The sequence below is a fragment of the Vibrio astriarenae genome, assembly GCF_010587385.1.
In the GTDB taxonomy this organism is placed as follows: Bacteria; Pseudomonadota; Gammaproteobacteria; order Enterobacterales; family Vibrionaceae; genus Vibrio; species Vibrio astriarenae.
The window spans coordinates 1564863-1576785 of record NZ_CP047476.1 but is presented as its reverse complement, the minus strand read 5'-3'; the positions used below and the strand labels follow the sequence as shown (position 1 = coordinate 1576785).

Here is an 11923-nt window from a genome sequence, read left to right as displayed (position 1 = left end):
GCCATTGAGGAGACGCTGCTTTAAGCCTATTAAGCTAACACGCTAGCCTATTAGGTTTACCGCTGCGGATTTGTGTTTGGGGGCAAGGTGAGCATACCGCAAGGTCATCTTCAAATCAGCATGGCCAAGTAACTCACGAACGACATTGAGATCGGCTTCTTTCATCACGAGCTTACTCGCAAAATGATGTCGTAAGTCATGAAAACGAAAGTTCTCAATGTTGGCGTCTTTCAGTAACGTTTCCCATTGGTATTGATAAGTATCAATCGGCTGTCCGTCTTCTCGTTCAAAAACTAACGTTGTTTGGGGGTGTTGTGCCCGCCAAATGGTCAGCATGTCATAAACCGTCTTGTTCAAAGGAATGGTACGCTTATTTTTGGACTTGGCATTTTCGGAGATCACCGTGAGATAACGATCTTCCATATTTACATGTGACCACTCCAAACTCAGCATTTCCCCTTTACGCATGCCCGTATTCATGGCGAGCGTCACTAATGGCTCTAAATAGTCGATATAACGCTGTGAGACGCGTTTTTCAGCCCTAACCCCATACTTATCGAGATAGTGATGCTTTAAGCGCTCATCTCTCGCTTTAAGGCTACTGAGCAAGGCAGCTTCTTCGGACTCGGATAAGTACCGAATACGTTTGTTATCAATCTTAGGAATTTTGACACTATCGAGATTGTGAGATTCGATGAATCCCCATTCGACAGCTCGGTTAAAAACAGCACGCAGTCGGTTGTAAGCGTAAGAAATGGTCGCAGGTGCTCGTCCTAGTTTACTGCGCTCAGATACCCATTGCTGAATATCCCACGACGTAATGTCAACGAGAGGCTTGTTAGCAAGAAATTGGAAGTTGTTGCTAATACACATGAACGACTGCTTGGCGGTCTTGGCATTCAAGGAAAACAGATAAGACTCATAGTGTTCATCGAGGAATTTTTTAAGCGTGAGGCTATTTCTCTGCTCTTGTATTTTAGCGTCGTGACGAGTGACCTGTACGTCTTCACCACTAGCCACTTGCCCTAGTTTCTCTTTGGCTAAGTCTCTTGCCTGCGCAGGGGTTAATGCGCTCGCAGCACCAAGCAAAAAGTTTCGCTGCTTTCCGTTGATGCGGTAATACAGGTAGTATTTGATCGCACCTTTGGGAGAGATTCGAGCATGAAACCCGCTAATCTCTGTGTCGTTAAGTCGCTTGTCTTCAACCTTGAGACTTTTGATTGAACTGGCTGTAATTTTCTGCTTAAGTGCCATTGCACATTTCCTTGTGTAGCGAATATGTAGCAAAAATATTGTATATCGGCACACATCAATGCACAAGAAAGAACAAACTTATCACTTTTAAATTACTGTATTTAATAGCATTAAATGACATTCCCGTTCACTGGTGTTTATTGGGAAATACAACAAAATCCCACTGTTAAGGGGTGAGCAACGCAATACCAAAGCCGCCGCAGACCACCATAAACACTAAAACCAACGCATAGTAAAAATGCCACGCGTTGCGAATCCCTCTTGAACAGTTTGTTAGCAATTTTTTTCGATAGACAGCAGCTCAAACCACTTGTTCAGTGACTCATTATTTGAGTCAAACACTGCTATATTTATCCCCTCTGGATTCTTCACGCTTCGGTAACGCAACCCCAAAATAGGTTGGTCATCTTTTGTTTTGAATCTAAATCTAAAATATTCAGATATGATTTGGGTTGGCACATATTCAACATGCTCTCGACCATCTTTTGATACTGGCAAAGTTAACTCTTTCACAAACGCGCGGAGGAACGATAAATTCTGCCTAGCATCATACTTTTCAGGTTCAAAAACACTTGGTGTTTTTGGTAGATCGACAAAATCGATTACCTTGATGTCCTTTAGCAATTTAAACTTTGCGATTGACCATTCTGTTGCGTCTGTAATAACTTCTTTTTCAGCGGTCTCCTGATCATAGGCGACATAAAAATATGAAATACCGGCTGGATTCATACGACCAGCGCTAGCCTTTCCTTCAGGGGGTACGCCAATATCAGAAAAGTCCGTAAACTCTTCATCTTGTTGGTTCACTCTAACGCGATAGAATTCAGTTTCAGCAGGAATCGTAGTAACAAGTTCTTCTGTATTACAAAGAGCTCCGAGAGCATCAAGCATACTTGAAATTGGAATGTAATCAGGTCTACCGGAGGAAAATTCATCTTCTGGTTCAGACAAAAATAAATACCGTGTCTTATATAACACTTGGTCCTTAAATGCCGACCAACCATATGATAATGCAGATGAGGGACTATCAACAGACCAGTCATTTTTGACATGTTCAACCAGATAAAGGCTTGCATCAGAGCTGTCAATCAAGTCCTCACAAAGCTCACCACTCCAGCCTGGGTCAAATTCTCCCATAACATCCCATATATTGGTTTCTGGCATTAACCACTCTTTTTCAACCCATGGCATGTCCACATCTTGTGCATCTGCGTAATATTGGAATATTGATTCATACACGCGCTCCATGATCAAATCATATGGAGCAGCAATTAATTCACCTTCTTCATTTTCTTCACCGCAATAGGAACATGAATTTGAGCTTAAATTAGCCGTGACTATACTAGCCAACGATTCATCTACAACACAGTCAGCACATACATTTTTGTCAAGCCCACTGAGTTGTGGTGACTCCCACATTGAAATCATCAATTCTGAATGGTATCCCACATTTTTCTCCTGATTGCTAACGCCGCGTTAAGTGGTGAACAACGCCATCCACCAAACCTAAACCATTGTACCTTAAACACTTAAGCTAACTTGAACTGAAATCGCCAAGCGTTGTGAATCCGTCTTAAACGCTTTGTTAGGGCTATATCTTGATGATTATTGGTACATCTTCCCAAGCAAGGCTGCCTCTTTGCATTGTATGACTCATATTATGATATATCGCTTTCTTGGTTTTGGCGTCGATACCTTCCCACAATTCTGGATTAACACATATATCTTCGGATTCGCAAAATACAACCTTATTCAAGAAATGCTCTAAGTCATACTCAATGTACTTAATAATTTCTCCCATAAATAAGCTATTTTTCTTCAGCCAACAGAGCACAACATGTGTTTCATTTTCAAATGGCACTAAGTTAAAAGAAAATGAAGGAATATAGTCAGGATACTGTTCCAAAAATTCAAGGTAAAGATCAAGGTGCATATTAACCATAGAACAACATGATACGCCGACATTTTTTTCCAAAACTATCTGAAAGTACTCGACTTCTTCAAAGTTTTTACTTTTTATAACTTCATCAATTTCACCAAGTTGAACCAACACTGAATTGTTGTAGTTTTTTTCATGCCAGTTGCACATTTGATATAAACCAAACACCTGTTCATGATTTAAGCTATCTTTTACTTCGTTATATACAAACTTAGTCCTCTCTAGCTCTCTTTCCTTTCTGTATGATTCATAGCTCATTGAACGGTAATAAAAAGATGCCGCTTGTTCATTAGATATTTCACCTAATTTTTGTCTTTCGATTTCTTTAAAAAGTTTCGTATCGTGATGGTTACATAGACCAGGATAGGTAGACGCTTTGGAAATTGGAGTTTCAACAAATTTAAAGTTCATCTCACCACTATGCATATCAAAGCTTTTTACCATACTATCTCGTAAGGCATAGACCTTTTTACTTCCACAGCATATATGTTTTAGCTGTCCGTTTCGTTGTTGTGAGTGAGACAGGATGGCCTTCTCGTCACAATTGGAAACCATACACCGAGAGTCTTTTTTACTAGTTTTCTTCAATTTTTTTTCAAACTTGTCAAAAGCTCGCTTAACAAGCTTAAATTGTTCGCTCATTTCAATACCTAAATATATATCCTAGCCGGATAGCAATAGTAGCTAAGTCAATGATTTTATGTAAGTACTATTCGAGACTGTATGCACATAGCCCTAACGCCGCGTTAAGTGGTGAACAACGCCATCCACCAAACCTAAACCATTGTACCTTAAACACTTAAGCTAACTTGAACTGAAATCGCCAAGCGTTGTGAATCCGTCTTAAACGCTTTGTTAGGGCTATATCTTGATGATTATTGGTACATCTTCCCAAGCAAGGCTGCCTCTTTGCATTGTATGACTCATATTATGATATATCGCTTTCTTGGTTTTGGCGTCGATACCTTCCCACAATTCTGGATTAACACATATATCTTCGGATTCGCAAAATACAACCTTATTCAAGAAATGCTCTAAGTCATACTCAATGTACTTAATAATTTCTCCCATAAATAAGCTATTTTTCTTCAGCCAACAGAGCACAACATGTGTTTCATTTTCAAATGGCACTAAGTTAAAAGAAAATGAAGGAATATAGTCAGGATACTGTTCCAAAAATTCAAGGTAAAGATCAAGGTGCATATTAACCATAGAACAACATGATACGCCGACATTTTTTTCCAAAACTATCTGAAAGTACTCGACTTCTTCAAAGTTTTTACTTTTTATAACTTCATCAATTTCACCAAGTTGAACCAACACTGAATTGTTGTAGTTTTTTTCATGCCAGTTGCACATTTGATATAAACCAAACACCTGTTCATGATTTAAGCTATCTTTTACTTCGTTATATACAAACTTAGTCCTCTCTAGCTCTCTTTCCTTTCTGTATGATTCATAGCTCATTGAACGGTAATAAAAAGATGCCGCTTGTTCATTAGATATTTCACCTAATTTTTGTCTTTCGATTTCTTTAAAAAGTTTCGTATCGTGATGGTTACATAGACCAGGATAGGTAGACGCTTTGGAAATTGGAGTTTCAACAAATTTAAAGTTCATCTCACCACTATGCATATCAAAGCTTTTTACCATACTATCTCGTAAGGCATAGACCTTTTTACTTCCACAGCATATATGTTTTAGCTGTCCGTTTCGTTGTTGTGAGTGAGACAGGATGGCCTTCTCGTCACAATTGGAAACCATACACCGAGAGTCTTTTTTACTAGTTTTCTTCAATTTTTTTTCAAACTTGTCAAAAGCTCGCTTAACAAGCTTAAATTGTTCGCTCATTTCAATACCTAAATATATATCCTAGCCGGATAGCAATAGTAGCTAAGTCAATGATTTTATGTAAGTACTATTCGAGACTGTATGCACATAGCCCTAACGCTTTATATACGGCAATAAGCCGCCTTTTCTCCTCGCACCCTGCCGCCTAATACCTTTACTAGTTTGTGACATAGCACAAATAAGCCACGGTAAATCAGGGCATTAGCTAATGGCTCATTATGACACTTGTCGCATTACACAGCAAATTGCCGTCTATCTCCAATATGGCGGCTTAGACTGTTCATTATCACTTTTGCCAATAACCTGACACATATGAAGATTCAATCTCCCTTTTTACAACAAATCGTCGATTTTATGTACTCAAGACACTATGCCAAACGCACGGTTGAGGCTTATGTATATTGGATAAAGCAATACATCTTGTTCCATGAAAAGCAGCACCCAGGCTCACTGAACGATAAGCATGTAGAGCAGTTTCTGTCTCACCTTTCACTGAGTAAAAATGTCACTGCTAACACTCAAGCACAGGCGCTAAATGCTCTGGTTTTTCTTTATGAACATATTATTCATCAGCCTGTAAAAATCGACATGAGGTTCAGAAAAGCAAACAAACAGAAGAAGTTACCTGTTGTGTTAACAAAGAGGGAGATACGCGCACTTCTCAATAATGTAAACCCCGCACGGTTGCTACCTGTCCAGCTCATGTATGGTTCTGGGTTGAGAGTCAATGAGTGCCTTAGGTTGCGTTACGGTGATATTGATTTCGACTTTTATGCGTTGCGAATACATCTATCAAAAGGGAACAAAAGCCGAGTCGTTACTCTCGCCAAAGAACTATGCCCTGCCCTTCACCAGCAAAGAGAAATGGTTAAACGTATTTGGCAAATGGACTCACAACAATCTAACTATACGGGAGTTTCGATGCCATACGCACTTGAGAGAAAGTATCCTGGGGCAAACAAAACACTCAACTGGCAGTTCCTATTTCCTTCCCACAAGTTAAGTGTTGACCCGAGTTCGAAAGTGCAACGCAGGCATCATATTGATGTTACAACCATTCAAAGAGCGATCAAAGCAGCAGCAAGACAAGCGGATATCACCAAGCCTGTGACCTCTCACACTTTAAGGCACTCATTCGCCACGCATTTACTCGAAAGCGGAGCCGATATTCGAACGGTTCAAGAGCAACTCGGCCATACTGACGTAAAGACCACTCAAATTTACACCCATGTGTTAGAACGAGGAGCCAATGGCGTAATCAGTCCCCTTAGCCATTTATAACCCCCTCATTCCTCCACAGTTTTTACTATAGTTAATCCAAACACCCATAGCAGGAACGCTCAATGAAACGACTCATCGGACTGACTCTCTCTCACTTGGTTGTATTGGCTATCGGTTTTGCCCTTGGTATCTATGCCTTGCCTATTTTGATTGCGCCGGAAGCGCCACCGATGGCGGACATCAAAGCGGTTGAGGCGAAAGCGCAATATACTGCGATATTTGAGAAAGAGCGGGCGGATAGTGACTTTCTGCATTGGGGAGAGGGAAAAGTGTCTATTGCACCCGATGGCATTGGATTTATTGGGGAGCTGGCTCCGGGGCCGGACTACAAGCTGTATTTGTCGCCCGAGTTTGTGGAGACCGAAACGGACTTCAACCGTTTGAAAGGCACCATGATGCAAGTGGGTGAAGTGAAAACATTCAATCAGTTTATGGTGATGCTGGGTGAAGAGGTGGATATAGAGCAGTACAACACGGTGATTGTCTGGTGTGAGACCTTTGGACAATATATTACTTCAGCGCAATATCGCTAAAACCTGAAAAGGCAATATTGGATGGAAGAGCAAGTAGAGAGGCTTTAGACGTTGTCAGCCTCTCTTTTATTGGTGCGTTAGAACCACTTCAACTTGTCATGCAGAGACGTCACGCTGCCTACCACAATCAATGCTGGGCTCACGGCTTGTTCGGCTAAGTTTGCCAATTCTGAAAGCTTACCAGTGAAGACACGCTGCTCTTTACGAGTGCCGTTTTCAATGATGGCGCATGGCATATCCACATCAATGCCTTGCTCAATAAGATTCGCTTGAATATGGCGACACTGTTTTAGGCCCATGTAGAACACCAGCGTGTTGTTTGGCTGTGCCAGTGATGACCATTGAATCTCTTGTCCGTTCTTTTGGATGTGACCCGTAATAAACTGCACGCTCTGGGCGTGGTCACGGTGAGTCAATGGAATGCCCGCGTAAGAGGTTGCGCCTGCGGCTGCGGTGATTCCCGGTACCACTTCAAATGAGATGTTGTGCTCAGAGAGCTCTTCAAGCTCTTCGCCACCACGACCGAAGATGAATGAGTCGCCCCCTTTGAGGCGCACTACACGCTTACCTTGTTGTGCTTTTTCTACCAAGATCTGGTTGATTTGGTCTTGAGGAACACAGTGAAAATCAAGTTGTTTGCCCACGTAGATACGCTCAGCCTCTGGGTTAGCGATTGCAAGGATCTCTTCTGAAACCAGTCGGTCATAAACCAGCACTTCAGCTTGCTGGATTACGCGATACCCTTTCACAGTTAGCAGATCCGGATCGCCAGGGCCCGCTCCGACCAAAGATACAAATCCGCCTTGATTTGCGTTAACTGCGTTTGTAGACATAGGAACAACTCTTAAAAATTAACTATAAAAAGTGACAATCGACAATGGCTTTTTTGAGATCATCACTTGTTATAGTTAATCAGCCCCGCTGTAAGCGAGGCTGAGTGACATTATTTAGCGCTAAATGCTGGCGTTGCTTCAGTGTTTGTCTCTTCTGCGTCAAGCGCTGGCGCTGTTTTCGCGTGAGTTAGGTATAGTGGGATACATGTAAACAGTAGACCACCAACGATGTTACCTAGGATAGTTGGGATTAGGTTGAAGTTTAACCATGTTGCCACACCAAAGTCTGCACCTAGCATCATACCAAGTGGGAATAGGAACATGTTTACGACCGCGTGCTCGAATACGAGTGCGAAGAAGATAAAGATTGGGAACCACATTGCTGCGATACGACCGCTTAGACGACGTGCTGTCATGTTACCAATCACACCTAGACACACCATTAGGTTACACAGAATACCGCGAACAAAACAGGTGATCCAACCATCAACACCCAGAGATTCAAAACCTGCAGAGCGCGCTGTTGACGCATTGATGATGGTTTTTGCAACTGCGCCACCGTCATTCGTGAAGTTTGACGTTAGTGAAAGGGCGATGATGTAAGCGATGAAGATAGAGCCTACTAGGTTACCTAGACCAACAAGACCCCAACAGCGAAGTACGCGACCCCAAGTAATACCAGGACGGTTTTCAAATTTCGCTAGCGGTACTAGACCAAATACGCCAGTGACTAGGTCGTAACCCATGATACTAAGAATCACGAAGCCCACAGGGAACACGAGTGCACCCACAACACCAAGACCCGTTTGAGTGATCGTTGTTAGTGCAAGTACAACCGCGAGTGAAAGGATAATACCAGCCATAAAGCCACGGATAAGCAAATCACGCGTGTTGGTTTTGGTTTTCGCTTCCCCAACATTGATCATCGTTTGCACGAATTCAGCAGGTTTAAAGTCAGACATCATTGTCTCTCCATAAAGTTTTAAGATATAAAATTTAAAAGTGAATAGGGAAAGGCTCCCAGCTTTCGCGACCCTACATCTACCAAAGCAGGGAACCTTTAATCTATTGACTCTTAAGAAAACTCTTGCGAGAACTCTTGCAAAAACACTTCAGGAGAAGGTTCGAGGAAGAAGGATAAAGGTCGGAGATTACGCCTCTTCCTTCATCCTCTCGCCTTCCGCCTTTATTAACCTGCGATCTCAACGGCGCCTTTTACTACGCGAGCCTTGAACGCTTTCACGTTGAAACGCTCATCTTCCATACACACGCCCGTTGCTAGGTTGAAGTGCTGCTTCTTCAGTGGACTTGCTACCCAAAGTTCGCCTTTGTGCTCACCGATCAGGCCGCGCGATAGCACGTTTGAACGAGCAAATGGATCCATGTTGCTGATAGCAAACACTTCTTCCGCTTCTGAAGGACGGAAAATAGCCACTTGTTGCTCCTTCACTAACGCACATACGCCAGTTCCAGGGATGATGTCTGTGATGTCACATACTTTTTCAAATGCCATGATGACTACTCCGCTCTTATTCAGTCACTGCTACGTGAAGGATGTCGCCCTTCGCTTCAGGGTGTTTTTCGGTGTAAGTTGCTGGGCGGTGCTGAGCACGCTCGTCAACAAACATGACATTGTCATCACGCTTATCTGAGTTGATGAAGTGTGAGAAGCGTTTTAGCTGAGACTCATCGTTGATGGTATCCGTCCACTCACAGCGGAACTCTTCAACCAGCTTAGCCACGTCAGTTTCTAGCTGCTCGTTGATACCCAGTTTGTCTTCAACAATCACTTCACGTAAGTAATCAACACCACCTTCCATGTTCTCTAGCCATACTGATGTGCGCTGTAGTGGCGCAGCCGTACGGATGTAGAACATCATGAAACGGTCGATGTACTTGATGAGCGTTGCTTCGTCTAGGTCACTTGCTAGCAGGTCTGCGTGGCGTGGCTTCATACCACCGTTACCACATACGTACATGTTCCAACCTGCATCGGTCGCGATGATGCCAAGGTCTTTACCTTGTGCTTCAGCACACTCACGAGTACAACCAGAGACACCGAACTTCATCTTATGTGGAGTGCGGATGCCTTTGTAGCGGTTCTCGATCATCACGCCCAGGCCAACTGAATCTTGAACGCCGTAGCGACACCAAGTTGAACCAACACATGTCTTAGCCATGCGTAGTGCTTTCGCGTACGCTTGACCTGTTTCGTAGCCTGCTGCAACCAACTTCTTCCAAATCGCTGGAAGGTCGTCTTTTTGTGCACCGAATAGACCGATACGCTGCGCGCCCGTCACTTTGGTGTAAAGGTTGTATTCTGCTGCTACTTCAGCCAATACTTTCAGTGCTTCTGGTGTGACTTCACCACCTGCCATACGAGGTATAACAGAGTAAGTACCGTCTTTTTGCATGTTACCTAGGAAGTTGTCGTTGGTATCGTGCAGCTTAACCAGTTGTGGTTTTAGGATGTGCTCACCCCAGCAAGAAGCCAGAATAGAACCGATTACTGGCTTACAGACTTCACAGCCGTAGCCTTGACCATACTTCTCTAAAAGCTCATCAAACGTTTTGATCTCTTCAATGCGAATCAGGTGGAATAGCTCTTGGCGAGAGTAGGTAAAGTGCTCACAGATATCGTTTTTCACTTCGATGCCAGACTTAGCGAGCTCAGCGTTCAGCACTGAAGTGACAAGTGGGATACAACCACCACAGCCCGTTCCTGCACCAGTTGCCGCTTTAATGTCAGCAATCGTGTGGTGACCATCAGCAACCGCTTGTGCCACTTTGCCTTTTGTCACGTCGAAACATGAACAGATAACCGCACTTTCTGGTAGCGCGTCTGCGCCTAGCGTTGGCTTCTCTGCGCCTGCGTGCGCTGGAAGGATCAGCGTATCTGGGTGCTCTGGTAGGTCGATTTCGTTCAACATCAACTGAAGAAGATCGCCATAGTCAGAAGTATCACCAACCATCACCGCGCCAAGCAGCTTTTTGTTGTCTTCAGAAACAATCAGGCGCTTGTAAACTTCTTGCTCTTCGTTTTGGTAAACGTAGCTCTTACAACCTGGAGTACGACCATTCGCATCGCCGATAGAGCCTACTTTCACGCCCAGCAGTTTCAGTTTCGCCGACATGTCAGCGCCTTCAAACTTGCTGTCGTTACCAAGAAGGTGATCAACCGCTACCGTTGCCATCTTGTAACCAGGAGCAACTAGGCCGTAGAACATATCGTTCCAAGCCGCACACTCACCGATTGCATAGATGTTTTCATCTGAAGTCTGTGCAAAGTCGTTGATGGCGATACCACCACGAGCACCGATCTCTAGCTCCATTTGGCGAGCCAGTTTGTCTTGTGGACGGATACCCGCAGAGAAAACGATAAAGTCAGTTTCAAGCTCAGTGCCATCAGCAAAACGCATCACGTTGCGTGCATCTTTACCTTCTGGGGCAATCTCAAGTGTGTTTTTGTTGGTGTGAACGTTCACGCCCATGCTTTCAATCTTTTGACGAAGCTGGTTACCACCCGCTTGGTCTAGCTGCTCAGCCATTAGCTTAGAAGCAAACTCAACCACGTGAGTCTCTACGCCTAGAGCTTTTAATGCGCCTGCGGCTTCAAGACCAAGGAGACCACCGCCAATAACCACACCGACTTTGCTCTTCTTCGCACTCGCTTCAATCGCTTTCAGATCTTCAATCGTGCGGTAGACGAAACAGTCTTTGCTTTCGCGACCTTCGATAGGTGGCACAAATGGGAAAGAGCCCGTCGCCATGATGAGCTTGTCGTATTGGATCTCACGACCAGAGCTTGAGTATACGGTGCGCTTTTCACGATTAACGTTAATCGCTCGTTCGCCAAGAAGGACTGCGATACCGTGCTTCTCATAAAAACCTTCTTTAACGAGAGAAAGCTCTTGAGCGGTGTGGTGAGAAAAGTAAGAAGAAAGGTGTACACGGTCGTAAGCGACGCGAGGCTCTTCACAAAAAACAGTAATGTCTAGGTTTGATACATCTGTCTTATCAACCAAATCTTCAAGATATCGGTGACCGACCATGCCATTACCAATGACAACTAGCTTCATCTTGCTCATACGGGTTCCTGAAAAATATTTAAATTGCAGGGGTGGACTGCATAACTGAGCGCATTGTCATTTGTGAAAGAAAATTAACATATGATGTAAATCAATTACCACTCAATACTACCCTAAAGGGGTATATTGAGTAATTTATCGACA

General features: G+C 43.5%; 10 protein-coding genes. 2 read left to right on the top strand and 8 right to left on the bottom strand.

The genetic code is table 11. The features are described from left to right. Positions 1-42: 42 nt before the first annotated feature. From GT360_RS21255 to GT360_RS21235, 4 genes are all read right to left on the bottom strand, one after another. Positions 43-1254, bottom strand: a complete 1212-nt coding sequence (locus GT360_RS21255) for a site-specific integrase (RefSeq protein WP_164650967.1) — start codon at positions 1252-1254, stop codon at positions 43-45. Positions 1255-1527: 273 nt separating this feature from the next. After that, entirely contained in the window at positions 1528-2703 is a 1176-nt protein-coding gene (locus GT360_RS21245; RefSeq protein ID WP_025502529.1) for a HEPN-associated N-terminal domain-containing protein, read from the bottom strand. 142 nt (positions 2704-2845) lie between these two features. Next, complete coding sequence (locus GT360_RS21240; protein WP_164650963.1) at positions 2846-3835, bottom strand: hypothetical protein; 990 nt, start codon at positions 3833-3835, stop codon at positions 2846-2848. A 219-nt stretch (positions 3836-4054) separates the two neighbouring features. Continuing rightward, complete coding sequence (locus GT360_RS21235; RefSeq protein ID WP_164650963.1) at positions 4055-5044, bottom strand: hypothetical protein; 990 nt, start codon at positions 5042-5044, stop codon at positions 4055-4057. Positions 5045-5362: 318 nt separating this feature from the next. Here GT360_RS21235 and GT360_RS21230 point away from each other — a divergent pair, with 318 nt between their 5' ends. Both GT360_RS21230 and GT360_RS21225 read left to right on the top strand, forming a co-directional pair. Further along, positions 5363-6325 carry an integron integrase gene (locus tag GT360_RS21230; RefSeq protein WP_204274616.1) on the top strand — a complete coding sequence of 321 codons (963 nt, stop codon included), beginning with the start codon at positions 5363-5365 and terminating at the stop codon, positions 6323-6325. 62 nt (positions 6326-6387) lie between these two features. Next, positions 6388-6858: a DM13 domain-containing protein gene (locus GT360_RS21225; protein ID WP_164650958.1), complete on the top strand. Its 471-nt coding sequence runs from the start codon at positions 6388-6390 to the stop codon at positions 6856-6858. Between the two features lie 77 nt (positions 6859-6935). Here the strand turns inward: GT360_RS21225 and cobA are convergent, their stop codons facing one another. The 4 genes from cobA to nirB all read right to left on the bottom strand — a co-directional run bounded on the left by cobA (position 6936) and on the right by nirB (position 11779). Next, positions 6936-7691: a uroporphyrinogen-III C-methyltransferase gene (cobA, locus tag GT360_RS21220; RefSeq protein ID WP_164650957.1), complete on the bottom strand. Its 756-nt coding sequence runs from the start codon at positions 7689-7691 to the stop codon at positions 6936-6938. Positions 7692-7801: 110 nt separating this feature from the next. Continuing rightward, positions 7802-8656, bottom strand: coding sequence for a formate/nitrite transporter family protein (locus GT360_RS21215; RefSeq protein WP_204274586.1), 855 nt, complete (start codon positions 8654-8656; stop codon positions 7802-7804). 224 nt (positions 8657-8880) lie between these two features. After that, positions 8881-9204 carry a nitrite reductase small subunit NirD gene (gene nirD, locus GT360_RS21210; RefSeq protein ID WP_164650955.1) on the bottom strand — a complete coding sequence of 108 codons (324 nt, stop codon included), beginning with the start codon at positions 9202-9204 and terminating at the stop codon, positions 8881-8883. A 16-nt stretch (positions 9205-9220) separates the two neighbouring features. Continuing rightward, entirely contained in the window at positions 9221-11779 is a 2559-nt protein-coding gene (nirB, locus tag GT360_RS21205) for a nitrite reductase large subunit NirB (RefSeq protein ID WP_164650953.1), read from the bottom strand. Positions 11780-11923 lie beyond the last annotated feature (144 nt).

Coding starts and splice junctions, on each gene's coding strand:
- GT360_RS21255 (WP_164650967.1), bottom strand. CDS start 1,254: ATGGCACTTAAGCAGAAAATTACAGCCAGTTCAATCAAAAGTCTCAAG.
- GT360_RS21240 (WP_164650963.1), bottom strand. CDS start 3,835: ATGAGCGAACAATTTAAGCTTGTTAAGCGAGCTTTTGACAAGTTTGAA.
- GT360_RS21235 (WP_164650963.1), bottom strand. CDS start 5,044: ATGAGCGAACAATTTAAGCTTGTTAAGCGAGCTTTTGACAAGTTTGAA.
- GT360_RS21225 (WP_164650958.1), top strand. CDS start 6,388: ATGAAACGACTCATCGGACTGACTCTCTCTCACTTGGTTGTATTGGCT.
- cobA (WP_164650957.1), bottom strand. CDS start 7,691: ATGTCTACAAACGCAGTTAACGCAAATCAAGGCGGATTTGTATCTTTG.
- GT360_RS21215 (WP_204274586.1), bottom strand. CDS start 8,656: ATGATGTCTGACTTTAAACCTGCTGAATTCGTGCAAACGATGATCAAT.
- nirD (WP_164650955.1), bottom strand. CDS start 9,204: ATGGCATTTGAAAAAGTATGTGACATCACAGACATCATCCCTGGAACT.
- nirB (WP_164650953.1), bottom strand. CDS start 11,779: ATGAGCAAGATGAAGCTAGTTGTCATTGGTAATGGCATGGTCGGTCAC.